At 65.3% G+C, this 21679-nt stretch carries 19 protein-coding genes; 9 read left to right on the plus strand and 10 right to left on the minus strand.

The genetic code is table 11. From position 1 onward, the window contains the following. Positions 1 to 6: 6 nt before the first annotated feature. Positions 7 to 258, minus strand: a complete 252-nt coding sequence (locus ACZ1JC_RS11590; RefSeq protein WP_465136722.1) for a putative hemolysin — start codon at positions 256 to 258, stop codon at positions 7 to 9. Positions 259 to 341: 83 nt separating this feature from the next. After that, positions 342 to 1016, minus strand: coding sequence for a YiaD family glycine zipper/OmpA-like lipoprotein (locus tag ACZ1JC_RS11595; protein ID WP_465136721.1), 675 nt, complete (start codon positions 1014 to 1016; stop codon positions 342 to 344). A 233-nt stretch (positions 1017 to 1249) separates the two neighbouring features. On the opposite strand from ACZ1JC_RS11595, the gene ACZ1JC_RS11600 reads away from it, so the two are divergent. Continuing rightward, positions 1250 to 2584 (plus strand): hemolysin family protein, encoded by a 1335-nt coding sequence (locus ACZ1JC_RS11600; protein ID WP_465136720.1) that lies wholly within the window; start codon positions 1250 to 1252, stop codon positions 2582 to 2584. Positions 2585 to 2837: 253 nt separating this feature from the next. Here the strand turns inward: ACZ1JC_RS11600 and ACZ1JC_RS11605 are convergent, their stop codons facing one another. From ACZ1JC_RS11605 to ACZ1JC_RS11625, 5 genes are all read right to left on the minus strand, one after another. Continuing rightward, positions 2838 to 3254, minus strand: coding sequence for a DUF3035 domain-containing protein (locus tag ACZ1JC_RS11605; protein WP_465136719.1), 417 nt, complete (start codon positions 3252 to 3254; stop codon positions 2838 to 2840). Positions 3255 to 3258: 4 nt separating this feature from the next. Then, on the minus strand, positions 3259 to 3795 hold the full coding sequence (lspA, locus tag ACZ1JC_RS11610) for a signal peptidase II (RefSeq protein WP_465136718.1): 537 nt from the start codon (positions 3793 to 3795) through the stop codon (positions 3259 to 3261). Further along, positions 3792 to 6692: an isoleucine--tRNA ligase gene (gene ileS / locus ACZ1JC_RS11615; protein ID WP_465136717.1), complete on the minus strand. Its 2901-nt coding sequence runs from the start codon at positions 6690 to 6692 to the stop codon at positions 3792 to 3794. Before ileS ends, lspA begins: the two co-directional genes overlap by 4 nt. A gap of 109 nt (positions 6693 to 6801) precedes the next feature. After that, on the minus strand, positions 6802 to 7692 hold the full coding sequence (locus tag ACZ1JC_RS11620) for an SPFH domain-containing protein (protein WP_465136716.1): 891 nt from the start codon (positions 7690 to 7692) through the stop codon (positions 6802 to 6804). A 409-nt stretch (positions 7693 to 8101) separates the two neighbouring features. Further along, a complete protein-coding gene (locus ACZ1JC_RS11625) occupies positions 8102 to 8410 on the minus strand; it encodes a hypothetical protein (RefSeq protein ID WP_465136715.1) in 309 nt (102 codons plus the stop codon). A gap of 109 nt (positions 8411 to 8519) precedes the next feature. Here ACZ1JC_RS11625 and ACZ1JC_RS11630 point away from each other — a divergent pair, with 109 nt between their 5' ends. Beyond that, complete coding sequence (locus tag ACZ1JC_RS11630; RefSeq protein WP_465138616.1) at positions 8520 to 9677, plus strand: serine hydrolase domain-containing protein; 1158 nt, start codon at positions 8520 to 8522, stop codon at positions 9675 to 9677. Here the strand turns inward: ACZ1JC_RS11630 and ACZ1JC_RS11635 are convergent, their stop codons facing one another. Further along, positions 9678 to 10607 (minus strand): cation diffusion facilitator family transporter, encoded by a 930-nt coding sequence (locus ACZ1JC_RS11635; protein ID WP_465136714.1) that lies wholly within the window; start codon positions 10605 to 10607, stop codon positions 9678 to 9680. A 10-nt stretch (positions 10608 to 10617) separates the two neighbouring features. Next, on the minus strand, positions 10618 to 11226 hold the full coding sequence (gene pdxH, locus ACZ1JC_RS11640) for a pyridoxamine 5'-phosphate oxidase (protein ID WP_465136713.1): 609 nt from the start codon (positions 11224 to 11226) through the stop codon (positions 10618 to 10620). Between the two features lie 233 nt (positions 11227 to 11459). On the opposite strand from pdxH, the gene ACZ1JC_RS11645 reads away from it, so the two are divergent. Then, a complete protein-coding gene (locus ACZ1JC_RS11645) occupies positions 11460 to 12428 on the plus strand; it encodes a DnaJ C-terminal domain-containing protein (protein WP_465136712.1) in 969 nt (322 codons plus the stop codon). 205 nt (positions 12429 to 12633) lie between these two features. Here ACZ1JC_RS11645 and mnmA read toward each other — a convergent pair whose 3' ends face one another. After that, positions 12634 to 13806, minus strand: a complete 1173-nt coding sequence (gene mnmA, locus ACZ1JC_RS11650) for a tRNA 2-thiouridine(34) synthase MnmA (protein ID WP_465136711.1) — start codon at positions 13804 to 13806, stop codon at positions 12634 to 12636. A 310-nt stretch (positions 13807 to 14116) separates the two neighbouring features. Between mnmA and ACZ1JC_RS11655 the strand changes: the two genes are divergently transcribed. From ACZ1JC_RS11655 to ACZ1JC_RS11680, 6 genes are all read left to right on the plus strand, one after another. Next, entirely contained in the window at positions 14117 to 14449 is a 333-nt protein-coding gene (locus ACZ1JC_RS11655; RefSeq protein WP_465136710.1) for a hypothetical protein, read from the plus strand. A gap of 2 nt (positions 14450 to 14451) precedes the next feature. Further along, positions 14452 to 14751: a CtrA inhibitor SciP gene (gene sciP / locus ACZ1JC_RS11660; RefSeq protein WP_132387726.1), complete on the plus strand. Its 300-nt coding sequence runs from the start codon at positions 14452 to 14454 to the stop codon at positions 14749 to 14751. A gap of 330 nt (positions 14752 to 15081) precedes the next feature. Further along, a complete protein-coding gene (locus tag ACZ1JC_RS11665) occupies positions 15082 to 16284 on the plus strand; it encodes an efflux RND transporter periplasmic adaptor subunit (protein ID WP_465136709.1) in 1203 nt (400 codons plus the stop codon). Between the two features lie 16 nt (positions 16285 to 16300). Further along, positions 16301 to 19744 (plus strand): efflux RND transporter permease subunit, encoded by a 3444-nt coding sequence (locus ACZ1JC_RS11670; protein ID WP_465136708.1) that lies wholly within the window; start codon positions 16301 to 16303, stop codon positions 19742 to 19744. Positions 19745 to 19843: 99 nt separating this feature from the next. Next, a complete protein-coding gene (locus ACZ1JC_RS11675) occupies positions 19844 to 21064 on the plus strand; it encodes a DUF445 domain-containing protein (protein WP_465136707.1) in 1221 nt (406 codons plus the stop codon). Beyond that, positions 21061 to 21606: a GNAT family N-acetyltransferase gene (locus tag ACZ1JC_RS11680; protein WP_465136706.1), complete on the plus strand. Its 546-nt coding sequence runs from the start codon at positions 21061 to 21063 to the stop codon at positions 21604 to 21606. The genes ACZ1JC_RS11675 and ACZ1JC_RS11680 overlap by 4 nt, the downstream gene beginning before the upstream one ends. The last annotated feature ends 73 nt before the right edge of the window (positions 21607 to 21679 follow it).

Here is a 21679-nt window from a genome sequence, read left to right on the forward strand (position 1 = left end):
CGAGGCTTAATCGTTATCCTTGTGCGCCTCTCGAAAGAGCTGCCATTCCTCGACCACGCGGCCATCCGGCAGGTGGCAATAGCCGGTCTGACCCTGCGGTCCGCTGCGGATCTCGCTTTTGCCGCCGCTGTCTACGCAATACTTGGAGGCCGGATTGGCCATGCCGATGGACGGGCTCTGCGGCTGCGGCGATTGCTCGGCCGGCGCGGAAGCGCAGGCGCCCAGCAGTATCGACATGCTCAAGATCGCGATTTTCATGAGTTCTCGTTCTCCGGACATGAAAAAGGGGCCGGATTGCGCATCCGGCCCCCTGTCATCGCATATCGGCGCGATCCGCGCGATCAGTGCGCGGCCTGCACCTGTTCGGTGGTCACCGGCGTGATCTTGATTTCCACGCGGCGGTTCTTGGCGCGGCCTTCCTCGGTCGCATTGTCCGCGACCGGGTAGTTCTTGCCCATGCCCTGCGTCTGGATGCGTGCGGAAGAGACGCCCTGCATCATCAGGTAGCGAGCCACCGAATCGGCACGGCGCTTCGAAAGGTCGAGGTTGAACGCATCCGATCCGACCGAATCGGTGTGGCCGTAAACGTCGATCAGGCTGTTGGGATACTGCTTCATCGAATCGGCCACCTTGTTCAGCGACTGCTGGAAGGAAGGGCTGATCTCGGTGGAGTTGAAGGCGAAAGTCACGTCCGGCAGGTTTACCAGGATGCCATCGCCTTCCTGGGTGACGTCGATGCCCGAACCGGCGGTGGTTTCCTTCAGCTCGCGGATCTGCTTGTCCATCTGGCTGCCGACCACGGTGCCGGCCACGCCGCCGATGCCGGCGCCGACGATACGCGCCGTGCTGCCGCCGATCACGCTGCCCAGCAGATAGCCAAGGCCGGCGCCGCCGGCCGCGCCGATCGCGGTGCGGGAGGCCTTCTTTTGACCAGTGTTGGGATCGGTGACGCAGCCCGATACGGCGACGAGCGAAACGGCGGCGGCAACGGATACAAGCAGGCGTGATTTCATCATGAGTTTGCCCTTCCTCTGCGAATTACTACCGGCGACTGTGTGCAGTCGTGATCATGAATAGCATATGCACCATGGCGGAGGAACGAACGCAAAGCTCAGGTGTTCCCCTCCATTCAGGCACTTGGAATAATCCGGGTGGATATGGCGGGCCGATGTTTCGCGACTGTGATCGAATGCTGCATTTGCAACATCCGCTTCGCAGCGCCGCTGAATTCTGCTAGCGCGGGTTCATTGTGACGCCCTTTCCCTGGACCGACCTCCTCATCATCGCCGGCCTGATCCTGATCAACGGCCTGTTCTCCATGTCCGAGCTGGCCATCGTGTCGGCGCGTGCCGCGCGGCTGAAGATCTCCGCCGACAAGGGCAGCAAGGCGGCGCAGACCGCGCTGGACCTTGCGGCAGACCCCGGCAAGTTCCTCTCCACCGTGCAGATCGGCATCACCCTGATCGGCATCATCGCCGGCGCCTATTCGGGCGCCAGCCTTGAACAGCCGGTGTCCGAACGGCTGGAAGCCTGGGGCGTCTCGCCCCGCTTCTCGCACGAAAGCGCCTTCACGCTGGTGATCATCGTGACGACTTACGCCAGCCTGGTGGTCGGCGAACTGGTGCCCAAGCAGCTTGCCCTGCGCGCCGCCGAATCGGTGGCGCTGATCATGGCGCAGCCGATGGTCTGGCTGTCCAAGGCGATGGCGCCGATCGTCTGGGTGCTGGACCGGTCCTCGGGCCTGATCCTGCGCCTGATTGGCGTGCGGCGCGGCGGCGAGGAGCAGATCACCGCCGAAGAACTGCAGATGATCTTTGCCGAGGCCACGCGTTCGGGCGTGATCGAGGAGGAAGAGCGCGCGATCATGACGGGCGTCATGCGGCTGGCAGACCGGCCGGTGCGCGAACTGATGACGCCGCGCAACCAGATCGACTGGATCGACATCGACGCGGACGTGGAAACGCTGCGCGCCAAGATCGAGGCCTCTCCGCACTCGCTGTTGCCCGTGGCGCGCGAGAGTTCGCCGGATACGGTGCTGGGCATTCTGAAGCTGCGCGAGGTTCTGGCCGCATTCGTCGCCGGGCGGCCGGTGGAGATCGCCGCGCTGATGAAGAAGGCGGAAGTCATCCCCGACCAGCTCGACGCCATGGATGCGCTGCGCAAGCTGCAGCAGGCCGAAGTGCCGATGGCGGTGGTTCATGACGAGTACGGCCATCTGGAAGGCGTGGTCACCACGTCCGACATGCTGGCGGCGCTGGCGGGCACCTTCGTCAGCCATCAGGACGAGGGCGATGCGCCTTACGTGACCGAGCGCGAGGACGGATCGCTGCTGGTCTCCGGCTCGATGCCGGCAGACGCCTTGGCCGACCGGTTGGGCCTGACGCTCAGCGACGACCGCGAATTCGCGACGGTTGCCGGTTATGTGCTGGCCGTGCTCAAGAAGGTCCCGCGCGAGGGCGAGCATTTCAGCGATCAGGGCTGGCGTTTCGAGGTTGTCGATATGGACGGCCTGAAGATCGACAAGCTGCTCGTGTCGCGGATCGAAGTGGACACGAGCGACGATGGCGTTTCCGGCGAGGGGTGAGCGCGGCGCCCCGGAAAACGCTCCCCACTCGTAACCTAACCATTGCTCGTCATCCCCGCGTAGGCGGGGATCCCGCTTTTCTTCGCGGCACAGCGGGAGGTCGCAAAAAGGAAGCAAGGCCCCCGCCTGCGCGAGGGCGACGATGTAAATGGCGGACAGGCCTGGTTCGCGGCCCCGCCTCGGCTCCCCAAACAAAAAAAGAGCCGGTGGCGGTCGTCCCGCCCCGGCTCTTTTTGTGCGCTTTGAAAGAAGCTCAGCCGCCGATGGCGGTCTGGGCGTTCTGGCCGTCGCCTTCGGGGGCGGCGAGGATCGCGCGGGTCACCTGACCCTTGGCAACCGTGTAGGTGCCCGGATCACCCACGGTGGAGCGGATCGCCGGATCGGCCGGGCCGGCCAGGTTCAGCGTCGACTTCTCGATATCGCTGCGGGCCTGCGGGCCGCCGAACAGCGCGTCGAGCGTCTGCTGCTGCACCGAATCGTCGCTGGGGCGCGGCTGGCCCTGCTTCGGCGGGGTGAGCGCGAAGTCGGGCGGCACCACCAGCGGCGTCTGGCGCTGGACGGCGAATTCGTCGGGACGGGCGTGATTGAACAGGCCAGTGCTTCCGCAGCCGGAGACGAGCGCCGCACCGGCGGCGACGAGGATCAGGGCTCCGGTCTTCTTCATGGGCATCAACTCAAATCTCCGGGGCGGCATCAGCCGTGTCGTGTCCGCCGTTCGTGTCCGGCTTGTCGCGCGAAAGCAGTGAACGGGCAAGGATAATCAGGACGCCGATGGTGATGGCGGCATCGGCGATGTTGAAAACGAGGAAGGGGCGGAATTCGCCAAAGTGCAAGTCGGCATAATCAATGACATAGCCGTTGCCTGCACGATCGCGGATATTGCCCAGCGCGCCGCCGAGAACCAGCGCAAGCGCGGCGATTTCGGGCAGCTTGCGTTCACGCAGCAGCCAGACCAGCACGAAAATCGCGATCAGGCCGGTCATGGCGACCAGCGCCCAGCGGCCCTCGGGCGAACCGGCGGTGAACAGGCCCAGCGAAACGCCGTAGTTTTCCGTCCAGCGGAAATTGAAGATCGGCAGGATCTCGATCACCCGCTCGGCCGCGGGGATGGTCTTGAGATTGGCGACCATCCACAGCTTCACCGCCTGGTCGACCACGAAGACCGCAGCCGCGATGAGCAGCCCGATCAAGCGGTTGCGCCACACGTTCATGCAGGGGTCTCCATCTGGCCGACCACATCGTCGCAGCGGTCGCAAAGGTCGCCGTCTTCCGAAACTTCGGGAAGGTGGCGCCAGCAGCGGCCGCACTTGTGGTCGGTGGACGGGGTGACAGTCACCCCATCGCCCTGCCCGCGCGTCACTGTCGCGGTGATGAACAGTTCGGCCAGATCGCCCTCGGGCGCGGAAGCCGGCACCGTCACGGTGGCGGCGAGGCTGGAGCCGACGATCTTTTCGCGGCGCAGCGGCTCGATGGCCTCCGTCACCTTCACGCGCAGGGCGCGCAGATCCGCCCAGCGTGCGGCATCGGCCTCCACGGCCGGAACGTCCGGCCATTCGAGCAGGTGCACGCTCTGGCTGCCGGGGAAGCGGCTCTGCCAGACTTCCTCGGCCGTGAAGACGGTGACCGGCGCGGCATAGCGGACCAGCGCGTGGAACAGCGTGTCCAGCACGGTGCGATAGGCGCGACGCTTCGGATCCGAAGGCGCATCGCAGTAGAGGCAGTCTTTGCGGATATCGAAGAAGAAGGCCGAGAGGTCTTCGTTGCAGAAATCCAGCAGGGTGCGGACGTAAGTGTTGAAGTCGAAGTCCGCGACGGCCTTGCGCAGCGTGGCATCGACGCCTGCCAGCAGCGAGAGCACGTAGCGTTCCAGCTCGGGCATGTCCGAAATCGGCAGCTTCTCGTCATCCGAGAACCTGTCAAGCGCGCCGAGCAGGTAGCGCATGGTGTTGCGCAGCTTGCGGTACTGGTCGGCCACGCCCTTCAGGATCTCGTCGCCGATGCGGTGATCCTCGGTATAGTCGACCGAGAGCGCCCAGAGGCGGATGATGTCGGCGCCGTTGGTTTCCATCACCTTGATCGGGCTGATGGTGTTGCCCAGCGACTTCGACATCTTGAAGCCCTTGGCATCCATCGTGAAGCCGTGGGTCAGCACCGCCTTGTACGGCGCATGGCCGCGCGTGGCGCAGCTCTCGAGCAGCGAGGACTGGAACCAGCCGCGATGCTGGTCGCTACCTTCAAGGTAGAGATCGGCGGTGGGGCCGACATGATCCTCGGCCGGCACCAGTTCGGGCCAGCGGCCGGATTCGAGCACGAAAGCGTGGGTCGAGCCGGAATCGAACCAGACGTCGAGAATGTCTACGACGCGCTCGTAGTCATCGGCGCTGTACTTGGTGCCGAGGTATTCCTGCGCGCGCGCGTCCGACCAGGCATCGACGCCGATCTCGCGGATGGCGGCGATGATGCGGGCGTTCACTTCGGCATCGACGAGGTATTCGCCGCTCTTGCGATCGACGAACAGCGTGATCGGCACGCCCCAGGCGCGCTGGCGCGAAAGCACCCAGTCCGGGCGGCCTTCGACCATGGCACCGATGCGGTTGCGGCCCTTTTCGGGGACGAAGCGCGTTTCGGCGATGGCGTCCAGCGCGGCTTCGCGCAGCGTCGGCGAGGCTTCGGCGGTTTCGTCCATCGGATCGATGGCGCCGCCTTCCCCTTCCCAGCGGCGTTCGGCGCGGGTCTTGGAGGGCAGATGGCCCAGAACCTTGTCCATCGGCACGAACCACTGCGGGGTGCAGCGGAAGATCACCTTGGCCTTCGAACGCCACGAGTGCGGGTAGGAGTGCTTGTAGTCGGCCGAAGCCGCCAGCAGCGCGCCAGCCTCGCGCAGGTCCGAGCAGATCGGGCCGTCGGGGGCGTTGAACTTCGGGTTGATGACCGAGCCCTGGCCGCCCAGCCAGCCCCAGTCCTCACGGTACTTGCCATCTGCCTCGACCACGAACTTAGGGCCGATGCCGTTCGCCTTGCAGAGCAGGAAGTCGTCCTCGCCATGGTCGGGCGCCATGTGGACGAGGCCGGTGCCGCTCTCGGTGGTGACGAAATCGCCCGCGAGCAGCGGACGCGGCTCGGCGAAGAAGCCGCCCAGCGCGTGCATCGGGTGGCGGGCCTTGGTGCCGGCAAGGTCGGCGCCGCGATAGGTGCCCAGCGCATATTCGGAAAGGTCGGCTTCGCCGGTCACGCTTTCGGCAACCGGGCCGAGGCCGCTGCGCGTGAAGAAGGCTTCCAGCAGCGGCACCGCGATCAGGAAGCGGCGGCCGTCATGCGCGCGGTAGTGGTGGTATTCCACCTCGGGCCCATAGGCGAGCGCCTGGTTGGTCGGGATCGTCCACGGCGTGGTCGTCCAGATCACAGCGTGAGCGCCGACCAGTTCCTCGATCGGCGATTCGGTGATCTCGAAAGCCACGTCGATCTGGGTCGAGACGATGTCCTCGTACTCGACTTCGGCTTCGGCCAGCGCCGTCTTTTCGACCGGGCTCCACATCACCGGCTTGGCGCCGCGATAGAGCATGTCGTGCTCCGCGAACTTCAGCAGTTCGGTGACGATGGTGGCTTCGGCCTGGAAGTCCATGGTGAGGTACGGCTTGTTCCAGTCACCGTTGACGCCAAGGCGCTTCAGCTGCTCGCGCTGCACGTTCACCCAGTTCTGGGCATAGGCGCGGCATTCGGCGCGAAATTCCTCAGCGGGAACCTCGTCCTTATTCTTCTTCTTCTTGCGGTATTCTTCCTCGACCTTCCACTCGATGGGCAACCCGTGGCAGTCCCAGCCGGGGACGTAGGGTGCGTTCTTGCCCAGCAGGGTCTGGGTGCGCACGACCATGTCCTTCAGGATGTGGTTCAGGGCGTGGCCGATGTGCATGTCGCCATTCGCATAGGGCGGGCCGTCATGCAGCACGAACTTTTCGCGGCCCGCGCGGGCCTCGCGCGTCTTGGCGTAAATGTCCTGTTCCTGCCAGCGCGCCAGAATACCCGGCTCCTTCTGGGGGAGCCCGGCCTTCATGGGGAAATCGGTCTTCGGCAGGAAGACGGTGCTGCGATAGTCACGCTGTTCGGTCATAACCGCTGCGCACTAGAGCAAATGCGCGGCGGTTGGAAGACGCGGCGAAAGGATGATGCGGGGGGAAGATGCAGGCAGGAGAACTGCCTGCATCCCCTCACCTGCCCGTTTACTGCACGCCCAGGAACGGCACCGGGCCCCCGCCGCTGTAAGTGGGCAGCTTGCCGTCCCACTTTTCGACCGCGCGCATCCGCACGATCTCCGGGTTGGTGCGGATCGCTTCCGCTTCCACCTGGATCGCCTTGGCGTCACCCTCTGCCTTGGCGACGCGGGCGTCGGCATCGGCCTTTGCTGTGGCGACATTGGCTTGCGCGGCCAGTGCCGCCTGCTCGTTGGCGATCTTGGCGTTGATCTGTTCCAGCACCTTGTCCGGCACGCCGATGTTGCCCGCCCAGTAGACCTGCTCCACTTCCAGCCCCACCGGCGCGAAAAACGCCTGCACCCGGCGCTGCGCCGTCTCGATCAGCTCGGCCTTGTGGTCGCCGTAAATCTGCTCGACCCCCAGCTGCGCCGCGCGTTCGACGATGGCGTTGCGGATCGCGTTGCGCAGCGGCCCGGCGATGATCTGGTCCATGTCCGTGCGATAGCGCTGGAACAGGATCGGCGCGCGCGCGGGATCGACGTGATAGCTTACCGCCACGTCGGCCTTGAGCGAGAGGCCGTTCTTGTCCTGAAAGATGAAACTTTCATCGGTCGGGCTCTGCTCGGTCGAATTGCCGGTCCAGGTGTAAGTGCGTGTGAAAACCGGATATTCGTAGATGTGCGTGCCGGGAGGGGCCAGGTACCAGCCCACGCCCAGCGCATCGGGCGAAACGCCGCCGGCGATGTTGTTCACGCGAATGCCGACGTTGCCCGGCTGTACCCGCGCCATGCTGGACGTCAGCAGCAGGCCCACCGCGATCACGCCCACCACCAAGCCGCCCCGCCCGGCAAGACTGCGCACCGCGCGGCCCATTCCGTTCAACGGGCGCGATCCCTGATCACTGTCCAAATAACCCATCCTCGTTCTCCATGCGGGAAGAACCGCTCCCCTGTCGTCGTCGATCGACGGCGGCGTGCAGGGCGTTCGGGCTGAGGATCTGGAGCCAGCCGCCAGGGCGCACCTTGTCGGTGCGGCGCCCGGGCGACGGCGATCGTTTGTCGGGTGGGTTCGGGTCGACGGATGCGCGGTCGCCCAAAGGGCGATGCGCGCAGGCGAGGACGACGAAAGCAACAGCCAAAAATCGCTGCGTGCAGTTCCTTGCGCGTTTGCGCAAACTGCACTGGACCTAAAGCTCAAGCCGTAACGCCGCTACACCTGCTCCTTTGAAAATTTCCGTTTCGACAGAGAGGAATCTAGCGGTTCCGTAGCGGCGCGCAAGCAAATCCGGAGTGTCCATGTTGCATTCGGCGCAACTTGAGGTGCGCTTTCAACGAGGCCATGCTTCGAGCTGGCAGCCGCGATCCGGGGTGAAAGTGGCGGTCTGGCTGGCGAGCAGCGGCACGCTGGCTTTCACGGTGCGGGCCTGCGCGTCTTCCGAAAGCATCAGCAGGCCGGTGGTGCGGCCAAGGTTCACCACCTTGAGGTCGGCCTTGCACGCACCCAGCTCCCGCCCGGCGACGAACCGGCAGGTGCAGCCGGACTGCGCGGCGTAGGAGGTGCCGATCAGCGCCTGCTGGCGCAGGCCGGACCAGGCGAAGGCCAGCGCGATCGCCAGCGCAAGTGCCGCCAGCAGCACGATGTTTCGCACCCACGGGCTTGGCTGCCGATCCCTTGGCCTGCTGTCCCCCATCCTTTCGGTTCCCGCTGTTGCCATCCGTTCGCGCCTCGCACATCACACCCGCGTCATGCCGGTGCGCCGCCTTCCCCATATCCTTGCCCTTCTTGCGGTGCCAGCCCTGGTGCTGCCACTTTGGGGCTGTGGAAAGTCCGCGCCGGACGGCCCTCCCCCGCCGAGTGCGGAGGCGCAGGCCGCGATCAAGGACAATGGCGGCGCCGTGCACGATGCCTTCGGCCGCGCCATCGACGGGCTGTTCGAAGAGGCCGAAGTCGGCCGCACCGAAGCATTGGTGGTGATGAAACGCGGCTCGGTGATCGCGGAGCGCTACGGCGATGGCATCAAGCCCGAAACCCGCCTGCAGGGCTGGGGTATGGGCCAGTGCGTGACCGCGCTGATGATCGGCCAACTGGTCAGCGACGGGCGCCTGCGGCTGGACGAATCGGCACCGGTTCCCGAATGGCAGCGCCCCGGCGACCCGCGCGGGGAGATCACGCTGCGCCAGCTGTTGCAGATGCGATCGGGCCTGCGCCATTCCGAAGCCGGCGGTGAGCCGGCGGACGGCGTTTCGGGCCAGTCCGACCGGATGCGGATGCTGTTCCTCGACGGGCGCGACGATATGGCCGCTTATGCCGAGGCGCAGCCGCTGGAGGCCCCGGCCGGCGCGGTATTCGAAAACAGCGCGGCGACGCCGGTGATTCTTGCCGACCTTGCCGCCCGCGTGCTCTCGCCCGATGCGACGCCGGACCGCCGCCGCATCGCCGTGAGCGAATATCTGAAGAATCGCGTGCTGCTGCCGCTGGGCATGCAATCCACGCTGGTCGGCTATGACGGCAAGGGGACGATGGTGGGCTCCGCCATGGTCCATGCCTCGGCGCGTGACTGGGCGTTGCTGGGCGAATTCCTGCGCCACACCGGAACGGTCGGCGGTGCGCAAGTGCTGCCGCGCCGCTGGGTGCAGTTCATGCTGGCGCCCTCCCCCCGCAACGCTGCCTATGGCGCCGGCGTCTGGCTCAACCGCGCAAAGGCCAGCGAGCAGGCGATCCTGTTCCCCGGGCAGGCACCGTCCAACGCCTTCGCCTGCCTTGGCGAACAGGGCCAGTATGTGATCGGATCGCCCGACCAGCTGCTTACCGTGGTGCGTCTGGGCGAAAGCACCCACGCGCAGGAAGGCGAGCTGCACGATCGCATGGGCAAGCTGCTGGCCCTGTTCCCCGGCGGGGTCTGATCAGTCCAGCGCCACGCGAATCGGTGGCAGGATGTCCTTGCCGGCCGGGCCCACTTCGTCGACCAGCCCTTCCGGATCGGGGTGAATCAGGATTTCCAGATCGGGGAACACGGCATGGAGCCGCTCCTCTATCGCGTCCATCACCTTGTGCGCTTCCCGCACGGTCATCCGGGCATCGACCCAGACGTGGAACTGCACGAAGTCCTTGTTGCCCGAAGTCCGCGTGCGCAGGTCGTGCACGCCGGTGATGTCCGGGTTCAGGGCCAGCACTTCCAGAAAGCGCTGCTTCTTTTCGGCGGGCCACTCGTGGTCCATCAACTGGTCGAGTACCGCCTGTGAGGCGCCCCATGCCCCCCAGCCCAGCCAGCCGGCGATGACCAAGCCGAACAGTGCATCGGCCCCGCCAAAACCGGCGTAATATTCCAGCACCAGCGCAACGATCACCGCAACGTTCAGCAGCAGGTCGGACTGGTAGTGGACGCTGTCGGTATGGATGGCGATGCTGCCGGTGCGGCGGATCACATGGCGCTGCCAGCCCACCAGCGCGAGCGTGACCGCGATCGCCACGGCCGAGACGATGATGCCGCCTTGCGCATCCTGCACGCGGCTACCGGTGAAGAACTGCTCGATCGCGCGGCTGGCGATGCCGATGGCGGAGATCGAGATCAGCACGATCTGGAACAGCGCGGCGATCGCTTCCGCCTTGCCGTGGCCGAAACGGTGCTTGTCGTCCGCCGGCTGCGCGGCGATCCATACGCCCAGCAGCGTTGCCAGACTGGCGACGAGGTCCAGCGTGGTATCGGCCAGACTGCCCAGCATCGCGGTGGAGCCGGTCGTCCAGGCCGCCCAGCCTTTCAGCAGCAGCAGGAACACTGCCGTGCCGATGCTGGCCATCGCGGCGCTGCGGGTCAGGAAGGCGTGGTCGCTCATGCCGGAACCGTCACGGGTAGAGCAGCGAGCTGGTCCAGCCCGAATCGCCCAGCACGAAGCGGCGGCGTTCGTGCAGGCGGTAGGGCCGGTCCTGCCAGAATTCGATGGCGGAAGGGACGACGCGATATCCGGTCCAGTGCTTCGGCCGTTCGACCTCGCCGCCCTCGAAGCGGTCCTTCACCTCTTCGTAGCGGGACAGGAAAGTCTCGCGGCTTTCGAGCGGGGCGGACTGGTCGGAGGCGACGGCACCCAGCTGCGAATCACGCGCGCGCGAATGGAAATAGGCATCCGCTTCGGCATCGGTGACGGGCGAAAGCACGCCCTCGATGCGGATCTGGCGGCGCAGGCTCTTCCAGTGGAACAGCAGCGCGACATGGGGGTTCGCCGCGATTTCCTGCCCCTTGCGGCTGTGGCCATTGGTGTAGAACACGAAGCCCTCCGGGCCGTAGTCCTTCAGCAGCACCATGCGCACCGAAGGCACGCCGTCCGCCGTCGCCGTCGCCAGTGCCATGGCGTTCGAATCATTGGGCTCAGTCTTGCGCGCCTCGTCGTACCAGGTCTGGAACAGCGCGATGGGATCGCCATGGGGGATGACTTCGCGCGCCTGTTCAGCTTCCATATTCGCTTCCTGAATTGATGCGGGCCTCCCATGGCGATGGCGGCCGGCACAGTCTACACGCTCACCCGGAAGGAATCCCGGGCCGCGACGTCCTTACCTGCGTAGCATCGGGCCTGCCTTGACCCGTGGCAAATCCGGTTGGGGCGAAAGGACATGCGTGCCGCCATAACTCCGGTGTATGAACTAGGAAAGCTTCGCTTGCCGAGCGGCGCGCGCGATCCTAGCTAGGGCACATGGCAGCAGACCCTTATTCCACCCTTGGCGTATCGCGTACGGCCAGCGAGAAGGAAATCAAATCCGCCTATCGCAAGCTGGCGAAGGAACTTCACCCCGATACCAACAAGGACAATCCGAAGGCGGCCGACCGCTTTTCCGAAGTGACCTCCGCTTACGACCTGCTTTCCGACAAGGACAAGCGGGCCAAGTTCGATCGCGGTGAGATCGATGCGGATGGCAACCCGATGGGCTTTGGCGGTTTCGGCGGCGGCGCGGGCGGCGGTTTTGGCGGCGGCGGCTTCGGCGGCGCCGGTCAGCGCGGCTTTTCGGGCGGCTTCGGCGGGAACGACGGGATCGACCTGGAAGACCTGTTCGGCGGCATCTTCGGCGGCGGGCAGCAGCGCGCGGGCGGTTTCGGCGGAATGGGGGGCGGTGCCGGCATGGGTGGCCGCTCCCGCGCGGCGGCGCGTGGCGCCAACGTTTCCTACCGCCTTTCGGTGCCGCTGCTGGATGCGGCCGAACTCAATCCGCAGCGCATCACCCTGTCCGACGGCAAGACGATCGACCTCAAGCTCCCGACTGGGCTGGAGGACGGCACCCAGATGCGCCTTACCGGCAAGGGTGAGCAGGGACCGGGCGGTGCCGGCGATGCCATCATCACCATCCAGATTCAGCCGCACGCCTTCTTCCGCCGCGATGGCGACGATCTCCGTCTCGATCTGCCGGTGACGCTGGACGAGGCGCTGCACGGTGCCAAGGTCAAGACGCCGACGCCTTCGGGCGCGGTGATGCTGTCGATTCCGGCGGGCGCGAGTTCGGGCAAGGTCATGCGCCTGAAGGGGCGCGGCATGACGCGCAAGGACGCCACGCGCGGCGACTTGCTGATCAGCCTTGAAGTCACTCTGCCGGAAAACGACGCCGATCTGCTCAAGCGGCTCGAGGGCTGGAAGGACAGCCGCGACGTGCGCGGCAAGCTGGGGGTTTGAAGGCGGCCGATAGGTAAGGCCCGCTAAAGAAAACACCAACAAGACCCTCGTCGCCCTCGCGTAGGCGGGGATCCCGCTTTTTCTTTGCCATGCGCGCAAGAAAAGCGGGGCCCCCGCCTACGCGAGGGCGACGAATTGGGTGAGCAAGGTCCTGTTAGGTGTGCATGTAGGGAACGGGGGAGAACTATCCCCTCGTCACACCTTTTTACTCGTCCGCAATCGCCGGTGTAGTCCCGTCGATCCAACCGCCGCCGACCACGCGGTCGCCGGAATAGATCACCGCTGCCTGACCCGGTGCCACGCCGTATTCGGGCTCGGCAAAGCGGATCATCGTCTCGGCGCCTTCGCCGAACGGCCCGTCCAGCACGATCGGCACGGGCTTCGCCAGCGAGCGCACCTTGGCCGTCAGCGGGCCTGCCGGAAGCGGACCGATGCGGTTGGTTTCGATCACGCGCGCGGCCGAAACGCCCAGCAGCCGGCGCGGGCCGACCACCACACGGCGGCCTTCCGCCTCGATTCGCGTGACATAGAGCGGTTCGGGCTGGCCGCCGATCTCGATCCCGCGGCGCTGGCCGACGGTATAGTGGATGATGCCGCGATGGGTGCCCAGTTCCTCGCCGGTCAGGGCGTGGACGATGGGGCCGGGGGCGTTGCCTTCGGGGCGCACTTTGGTGACGACCTTGGCATAATCGCCATCGGGCACGAAGCAGATGTCCTGGCTGTCCGGCTTGGCGGCGTTGCGCAGGCCAGCGGCTTCGGCCAGGCGGCGCGTCTCGGTCTTGGGCAGACCGCCCAGCGGGAAGCGCAGGAAATCGAGCTGGGCTTCGGTGGTGCCGTAAAGGAAATAGCTCTGGTCGCGCGCCGGATCGGTGGCGCGGTGCAGTTCGGCTCCGGCCGGCCCCATCACGCGGCGCACGTAGTGGCCGGTGGCCAGGCAGTCGGCGCCCAGATCGCGCGCCATCGTCAGCAGGTCGGTGAACTTCGGCCCCATGTTGCAGCGAATGCAGGGGATCGGCGTGCGGCCGGCCATGTAGTCGTCGGCAAAGCGATCGACCACTTCCTCGCGGAACTGGCTCTCGTGATCGAAGACGTAGTGGGCAATGCCCAGGCTGTCCGCCACGGCGCGCGCGTCGCGAATGTCGTCGCCGGCGCAGCACGCGCCCTTGCGACCAGTGGCGGCACCATAATCGTAAAGCTGGAGTGTCACGCCGATGGTTTCGGCGCCCGTCGCGGCGGCCAGCGCGGCGACGACGGAACTGTCGACGCCACCGGACATGGCGACGACGATGCGCCGGGCGTTAACGGGCGCGGGGAGCTGGAACAGGTCGGCGGGGTCGATGCCGGCCACCAGTCCGGAAAGGTCGGAAAGGGCGGTCATGCGCGCGCCCATACAGGGAAAGGCGCAAAAATCCTAGCTTTCTCGTAGATCCGGTTCGATGGCATCGGAATGCTCAGAGTCCGTTTGAAAATTCGCTGAAGGCGAATTTTTGCGGCACCGGCCCGCTCCCCCACCCGACTGCCCACGAAGTGTACCCTGTTGGGCGGTCGGGTGGGAGAGAGGGCCGGTGCCGCGCCGAAAATGCCCTTGGCATTTTCCAAACGAAATCCTCACGACGGTTAATCAAGGTGAAGGACAGGTAAACGCGGCCTTTACCGTCCTTTGACCAACCCTGTCGTAAGGACGGGGCATGAACATCGCTTTTGAACATGAAACCTGCAAAGCGGGGCATGCGTCAGGTCGCGACGGCGAGGAGTTCATCCCGGAGTTCGCACCGATCGACTGGTTTGCCTTGCGCTCGCGATTCTTTGCCGCGCATGACCTAGGTGTGACTCTTGCGGAGAATTCACCACCTGTGCGCCTGCATCGACGCGGCAGTTTCGCTGGCCCGGCGGCCGATGCGTTACACGCGTATGACGAGGGGGTACGAAGTGTTAACCCAAATGATTTAACCATTCGCAAGTCTACGACAGTCAATTTCGCTTCCGTCGCCGGCGGACGCAACACCGGCGCACGAGGGTGATGATGATCGAAAACCAGAAGATTCGTCCCGCGCAGGTGATCGGGCCGCTTGGCGAGCCCTTGACGCTGGATAGCCTGCCGCCGCCGTCGACCACGCGCTGGGTTGTGCGCCGCAAAGCCGAAGTCGTGGCCGCCGTGAACGGCGGGCTGCTGACGATCGACGAAGTGTGCGAACGTTACAAGCTGACGCTGGAAGAGTTCGCCTCATGGCAGCGTGCGGTCGATCGTTCGGGCATGCAAGGCCTGCGGGTGACCCGCATCCAGCACTACCGCGATCTTTACGAGCGTCAGCAGAAGTACTGATCGGTTTTTTAACAGGGCTTGCAAGAGCCCGGCAGACGGCGGCGACCCCCGGTTCGCCGCCGTTTTGCGTTTTATTCCGGGGTTTCAATAAATTCATCGGCGCAAAGGCCCAGCAACATCGCGCTCGACGCTGGTCGATCAAGGATTGCTGCAGGCCGACAGTAGATTGCCACCGATCTGCCGCAGGTATATGTCGTTTCGGGTGTTTTTTACCGCCGTGAAGGCGGCGCGTGTCTTTGTGCGCGTGCTGTAGGTGGCGGCATGAACCGGTGCGGCCATGGGGGCCGGCAGGGTCATGACTAGGGGGCAATCGCAGGATTTGCGGTGAAGATGAACTACGACAGCAGAATTGACGCCAGGGAGAACAATCACGTGGCCATGTCCGGCAGCCCGCTGGAGGGTGACGTCGATCAGGATCGCAAGTCGCGCAAATGGCTCTGGATAATCATCGCCGCCGCCCTGGTTGTGGTGGCGATCTGGTTCTTCGTCCATAGCGGCAACGCGGACGACAAGGCCAAGGATGCCGATGTCCAGACCCCGGCGGTCACCGTCGTGGTGCCGGGCCGCACTTCGGTGCAGGGCGAGATTTCCGCCACCGGTTCGCTGGCCGCGCGCCGCGACATGCCCGTCGGCTCGGTGGGTGAGGGCGGACAGGTGCGCGCCGTCATGGTCGAACCGGGCGACTGGGTTTCGCAGGGCCAGGTTCTGGCGGTGGTAGACCGTTCGGTGCAGAATCAGCAGCAGGCCAGCCAGTCCGCGCAGATTTCGGTCTCGCAAGCGGATGCACGTTTGGCGCAGGCCAATCTGGACCGCGCGCTCAAGCTGGTCGATCGCGGCTTCATCTCCGCGGCGGACATCGATCGGCTGACGGCCACCCGCGATGCCGCCATGGCGCAAGTCAAAGTGGCGCGTGCGCAGCTTGGTCAGCTTCAGGCACAAGCGGCGCGGCTCAACATTCTTGCTCCGGCATCCGGCCTCGTGCTCCAGCGCAATGTCGAAATGGGGCAGGTCGTCGGCGGCGGCAGTTCCGTGCTGTTCCGCCTCGCCAAGGACGGTGAGATGGAATTGCTGGCCCAGCTGAGCGAGGACGATCTGGCGCGCGTCAGCGTCGGGGCGGAAGCCAAGGTCGTGCCGGTCGGGTCGAACCAGACCTTCATCGGCCATGTCTGGCAGATTTCGCCGATGATCGATGCCACCAACCGCCAGGGCGTGGCGCGCATCCTGTTGGCCTACAACCCGGCACTGCGGCCGGGCGGCTTTGCCAGCACGACGATCGGCAGCGGCACCGTCGATGCGCCGGTCCTTCCGGAATCGGCGATCCAGAACGACGACAAGGGGCCGTTCGTCTATGTCGTCGACAGCAAGAACAAGGTTCACCGCCGCACCGTCCAGACCGGTCTCGTCACCGCGCGCGGCATCGTCGTGAAGTCGGGCCTGCAGGGCGACGAAAAGATCGTCCTGCGCGCCGGCGGTTTCCTCAACGATGGCGACACGGTGAAACCCCGCGTCGTCACCGTTGCGAAGCCCGATTGATACGGACACCCCAGCGATGAGCCTTCGCAACATCTCGGCCTGGTCGATCCGCAATCCGATCATTCCGATCGTTTTCTTCATCGGCGTGATGGTCGCCGGCGTGGTTTCGTTCATGCGCATGGACGTGAACAACATGCCGGATATCGAATTTCCCGGCGTCCACATCTCGGTCTCGCAACCGGGTGCGGCGCCAACGGAAATCGAAACGCAGATCACCCAGAAGGTAGAGGCCGCGGCCCGTTCGGTGCCCGGCGTCGAGGAAATCCAGTCGATCGCATCGGAAGGCAATTCCTCCACCTTCGTGATGTTCTCGATCGGTACCAATCCCGATGTCGCCACCAACCAGGTGAAGAACGCGGTCGACCAGATCCGCAGCGATCTGCCCGACGGCATTCTGGAACCGCAGGTGATCAAGGTGGAAGCGGGCGGCGATTCGCTCGGCTACTTCGCGGTCAGCGCCGATGACATGACGATCGAGCAGCTCAGCTGGTTCGTCGACGATACGATTTCCAAGCAGTTGCTGGCGATCGACGGCATGGCCTCGGTCGAGCGTAACGGCGGTGTCGATCGCGAAATCCGCGTGGTCGTCGATCCCGAACGGATGATCGCGCTGGGCGTCAGCGCCAGCGCGGTCAACAACGTGTTGCGCCAGGTCAATACCGACGCTGCGGGCGGTCAGGCGGAAATCGCCGGGTCGCGCCAGTCGGTCCGCGTGTTGGGCAACGCCGAGACCGCCTACGACCTTTCGCAGACGCGCATCAATCTGGGCGGTGGCCGGCAGGTCAAGCTGTCCGACATCGCGCAAGTCTATGACGGCTATTCCGAACGCACGCGCATCGCCAAGCTTCATGGCCGCGAAGTGGTGACCTTCGGCTTCCAGCGCGCACTCGGCGCCTCGGACGTCGCCGTCTACGACGCGGCGATGAAGTCGCTGGACAAGATCCGCAAGGAAAACCCCAACGTCCACATCACCCGCCTGTTCTCGGACGTGGACTACACCAAAGGGCAGTACACCAGTTCGATGGAGGCGCTGGTCGAAGGGGCGGTGCTGGCCATCGTCATCGTCTACCTGTTCCTGCGCGACTGGCGCGCGACGCTGATCTCGGCGATCGCGATCCCGCTTTCGGCGATCCCGACCTTCTGGTTCATGGACCTGCTGGGCTTTACCCTGAACTTTCTCTCGCTGCTGGCGCTCAGCCTCGTGGCCGGCGTGCTCGTCGATGACGCCATCGTCGAGATCGAGAATATCGTGCGCCATATGCGCATGGGCAAATCGGCCTATCAGGCCTCTATCGACGCGGCGGACGAAATCGGCCTCGCGGTCGTCGCCACCACTTTCTCGATCGTCGCGGTGTTCTTGCCGGTGGGCATGATGCCGGGCATTCCGGGGCAGTTCTTCAAGGCGTTCGGCCTCACTGTCGTGGCGGCGGTGCTGATGAGCCTTGCGGTCGCGCGCCTGATCACGCCGATGGTCGCGGCCTACTTCCTCAAAGCCCACGGCCATGCGGAACATGGCGGCGGCAAGGCCATGGACCTGTACATGAAGGTCCTTGCCTGGACGCTGGACAGCACGGAAGCGCATCGCCGCAAGGCGGCGCTGGTCAAGGCGCAAGGCCGCTGGTGGTTCTATCCCTTCGCCGCGATTGCCCTGCTGGCGCTTTTCGCTGCCGGAATCGGTTTGGCCATTGCGATCTTCATGGCCGCCAAGATGGGCTTCGAGAAAGTCGGGCTGGACAAGGCCGCGCTCGTTCTGGCCGCGGTGGTCGCACCGCTGGGTGTTCCCGCCGGCATCTTCGTGCTCGGCTGGCTCCTGCGCCTGTTCGCCCAAACCGTTGGCAGCTTTGGCGCTTGGTATCGCTACTTCACCGACCGCATCATCGCGCGGATGCACGATCACCGCTTCTTCGCGTTCTGCGCGGGCATCTACGCACTGGTGGTGACCTTCGCACTGCTGGCAGGCCTGCCCTCGCAGTTCCAGCCGAACACCAACAACGACACCAGCCAGGTCAATATCGAGATGGTGCCCGGCACCACGATCGAGCAGACCGAGCAGGTGGCGGCCAAGGTGGCGGCGCTGATCGAGGCGCAGCCCGAGGTGGAACGCGTGCTGGTGGCTTCCCGTGAGGGCAAGGGTTCGCTCTACCTCGCGCTCAAGCCCGCGAAGGAACGCAAGGCGACCAGCATCGAGTTCGAACGCCGACTGGCTCCGCAGCTTCAGGACATTCCCGATGCGCGCGTAACCTTCGCCACCCAATCGGGCGGCACCGGCAGCGGCCGTGACATCTCGGTCATGCTGTCAGGCAGCGATTCCGTGCTGCTGAAGAAGACTGCGCAGACGCTGGCGGACCAGATGCGCACGGTTCCGGGCGTCGTCGCTCCGCGTATCGCGGCCGACCTGCAGCGCCCCGAACTGGTGATCGTGCCGCGCGTCGATCTGGCCGCGCAGCTTGGCGTCACCACGCAAGCGCTCAGCCAGACGATCCGTATCGCCACGCTGGGTGAGATCGACCAGAACGCGGCCAAGTTCTCGCTGTCGGACCGTCAGGTACCGATCCGCGTGATCCTTGCCCGCACCTCGCGCCGCGATTTCTCGACGATCGAGAACCTGCCCGTCACCACTGCCAGCGGCGGCTCGGTACCGCTGAAGCGCGTTGCCGAAATCCGCTTCGGCGCCGGCCCCACGCAGATCCAGCGCTACAACCAGTCGCGCCGCATCTTCGTCGGTGCCGACTTGGGCGAAGGGCAGGTCAAGGGCCCGATCATGGAGCAGATCCAGAAGCTGCCGATCATGAAGAACCTGCCCACCGGCGTCTCGAACGAGGCGGTGGGTGAGGACAAGTGGCAGGCGGAAATGGTGACCAGCTTCATCGTCGCGGTCATCAGCGGCATCTTCCTGGTCTTCGCGGTGCTGGTGCTGCTCTATCGCCGCTTCGTCTCGCCGCTGGTCAACATGGCCTCGCTGCTGCTGGCGCCGCTGGGTGGCCTGCTGGCGCTGGTGGTGGTCGGCCAGCCGGTTTCCATGCCGGTCTACATCGGCATCCTGATGCTGCTGGGTATCGTCGCCAAGAACTCGATCCTGCTGATCGATTTCGCGATCGAGGAAATGGAGAAGGGCGTCGACAAGCTTTCCGCGATCATGGACGCCGGGCACAAGCGTGCGCAGCCGATCGTCATGACCACGGTCGCGATGACCGCGGGCATGGTGCCCACGGCGATCTCGCTTTCGGGCGACGCCGCCTGGCGCGCGCCGATGGGCATTACCGTGATCGGCGGCCTGCTGCTTTCGACGATGCTGACGCTGGTGATCGTGCCGGCTGCCTTCAGCCTTGCCGATGGCTTCGAAAAGCGCATCGGCCCCTGGCTGCGCCGCAAGCTGCTCACCTACGAGCCGCATCACGCGCACGATTCGGGCCATGCGCATGGACCGGAAGGCTTGCCGCAACCGATCGCGGCGGAATGAGATGCGGAAGGAACCTTGCCGCCACCCGTGCGTAACGTCTTGGTGGTAAGGCAAGATCTGCTCGGGTCCGTTGGGCCAAAGGCGGACAGGGCGCGGCAGATGCGCATGTTCGCGACGGGGCTGCTGCTGTTCATGGCGGCAGCCTTTGTCGTGTTGAAGCATCTGCTGGCAATCCATCCCGAATGGAGCCTGCCGCTGGGCTACGCCATTTCCTTCACCGAAGCGGCGATGGTCGGCGGATTGGCGGACTGGTTCGCGGTCACCGCGCTGTTCCGCCATCCGCTGGGCCTGCCGATCCCGCACACCGCGATCATTCCGGAGAACAAGGATCGCATCGCCGATTCGATGGCGACCTTCCTGCGCGACAATTTCCTGACACCGCAGGTCGTTGCGCGGCGGCTCAACGGCTTCAACATCGCCGCCAGCCTAGGCGGCTTTCTGGCCGATCCCCGGCGCGAGGAGCAATCGCGCATTCGCGCTGGTGCCGCCCAACTGGTGGGCGACATTCTTGAATCGCTCGATCCCGAAGAGATGGGCGGCATGGTCAAGGCGGGCCTGCGTCGCCAGATCGAGAAGATCGACGCCGCGCCGCTGCTGGGCCAGATGCTGGAAAACGCGATTGCCGAAGGACGGCACCGGCCACTGCTGGAAAGCGTGCTGCGCAAGGTCGGTGAGGCGATCGAAGCCAACGAGCCGATGATCCGCGAGATGATCCACCAGCGCGCCAATTCGATCATGCGCTGGACCGGGCTGGACGAGCGGCTGGCCAACGGCGTGCTCGATGGCGCCTATCGCCTGCTGGCCGAAGTGATCGTCCAGCCCGATCATCCGCTGCGCGGCAAAGTGGATGAGGCGCTGGCCAAGCTGGCGCACGACTTGCGACACAGTCCGGAGACGCAGCTGCGGGTGGAGCGGATCAAGGCCGACCTTCTCGCCAACCCGGCGATGGGCGCCTGGATCGACGGGATGTGGGAACGCACCCGCTCCGGCTTGCTCAAGGCCGTGCGCAATCCCGACAAAGCGCTTTCCGGCGCTTTGGGGGAGAGTCTTTCCCAGCTTGGCCAGTCACTTGGCGAAGATCGCCGCTTGCAGTACATGGTCAATCGCTTCGCCCGCCGTACGCTTGTCGGCGTGGCGTCGCGTTATGGGGGTGAGATTGTGCGGCTGGTTTCGGAAACTGTAAAACGCTGGGATGCGCGGACCGTGACGGACCGCATCGAAGGCGCGGTGGGGCGCGATCTCCAGTTCATCCGCATCAACGGCACGCTGGTCGGCGGCCTGTTCGGCCTCTGCATCCACGGTGTGGACCAGCTGTTGTGAGCGAAGGCCCATTCCTCCGGACCGAGCGCTTCGAACTCTGGAAGCCCGCTGCGGACGATCTGGACGGCCTGTGCCGGCTGATCGCGGATGAGGATACGCGCCGCTATCTGGGGCCGGCTTCGGCCGACCCGATGGAACAGTTCAACCGGCTGGGCCGCAATGCCGGCAGCTGGTCGCTATACGGCTACGGCACGCTCTATGTCCGCCGGCCGGGGGAACCCGACCTGCTGGGCAACTGCGGCGTGTTCCACAGCTGGCGCGGCTTCGGCAAGGGCATGGACGATACGCCTGAGGCGGGCTGGATCGTCCGCAAGGATTGCTGGGGGCAGGGGCTGGCGCAGGAAGTCATGCGCACCGCACTTGCCTGGTTCGACCAGACCCACGGCCCGCGCCGTGTTGCCTGCATGATCGATGAAGGCAATGCGGCGTCCGAACGCGTGGCCAATGCGCTGGGCTTCGTGCGTTACGGCCGCCATGAGCCAGAGGACGGCCGGGTCAGCGGCATCAACCTGTTCGAGCGGCTTCCGGCCAGCGGGGGCTGAATGCCCGTCCGATCCCGCCCGAGCCAATAGCCGACCGTGGCGGGCAGGGGCCCCGGCCGACGCACGTGATGGC

It is taken from the genome of Sphingomonas sp. BL-S-28, assembly GCF_055521515.1.

What these genes read in the sequence shown, in the direction of transcription:
- sciP (WP_132387726.1), top strand. Translation starts at nt 14,452, where the DNA reads ATGATCGAAAACCAGAAGATTCGTCCCGCGCAGGTGATCGGGCCGCTT.
- ACZ1JC_RS11595 (WP_465136721.1), bottom strand. Translation starts at nt 1,016, where the DNA reads ATGATGAAATCACGCCTGCTTGTATCCGTTGCCGCCGCCGTTTCGCTC.
- ACZ1JC_RS11635 (WP_465136714.1), bottom strand. Translation starts at nt 10,607, where the DNA reads ATGAGCGACCACGCCTTCCTGACCCGCAGCGCCGCGATGGCCAGCATC.
- mnmA (WP_465136711.1), bottom strand. Translation starts at nt 13,806, where the DNA reads ATGACCGCCCTTTCCGACCTTTCCGGACTGGTGGCCGGCATCGACCCC.
- ACZ1JC_RS11665 (WP_465136709.1), top strand. Translation starts at nt 15,082, where the DNA reads ATGAACTACGACAGCAGAATTGACGCCAGGGAGAACAATCACGTGGCC.
- ACZ1JC_RS11590 (WP_465136722.1), bottom strand. Translation starts at nt 258, where the DNA reads ATGAAAATCGCGATCTTGAGCATGTCGATACTGCTGGGCGCCTGCGCT.
- ACZ1JC_RS11630 (WP_465138616.1), top strand. Translation starts at nt 8,520, where the DNA reads ATGCCGGTGCGCCGCCTTCCCCATATCCTTGCCCTTCTTGCGGTGCCA.
- pdxH (WP_465136713.1), bottom strand. Translation starts at nt 11,226, where the DNA reads ATGGAAGCTGAACAGGCGCGCGAAGTCATCCCCCATGGCGATCCCATC.
- ACZ1JC_RS11620 (WP_465136716.1), bottom strand. Translation starts at nt 7,692, where the DNA reads ATGGGTTATTTGGACAGTGATCAGGGATCGCGCCCGTTGAACGGAATG.
- ACZ1JC_RS11670 (WP_465136708.1), top strand. Translation starts at nt 16,301, where the DNA reads ATGAGCCTTCGCAACATCTCGGCCTGGTCGATCCGCAATCCGATCATT.
- ileS (WP_465136717.1), bottom strand. Translation starts at nt 6,692, where the DNA reads ATGACCGAACAGCGTGACTATCGCAGCACCGTCTTCCTGCCGAAGACC.
- ACZ1JC_RS11605 (WP_465136719.1), bottom strand. Translation starts at nt 3,254, where the DNA reads ATGCCCATGAAGAAGACCGGAGCCCTGATCCTCGTCGCCGCCGGTGCG.
- lspA (WP_465136718.1), bottom strand. Translation starts at nt 3,795, where the DNA reads ATGAACGTGTGGCGCAACCGCTTGATCGGGCTGCTCATCGCGGCTGCG.
- ACZ1JC_RS11675 (WP_465136707.1), top strand. Translation starts at nt 19,844, where the DNA reads ATGCGCATGTTCGCGACGGGGCTGCTGCTGTTCATGGCGGCAGCCTTT.
- ACZ1JC_RS11655 (WP_465136710.1), top strand. Translation starts at nt 14,117, where the DNA reads ATGAACATCGCTTTTGAACATGAAACCTGCAAAGCGGGGCATGCGTCA.
- ACZ1JC_RS11645 (WP_465136712.1), top strand. Translation starts at nt 11,460, where the DNA reads ATGGCAGCAGACCCTTATTCCACCCTTGGCGTATCGCGTACGGCCAGC.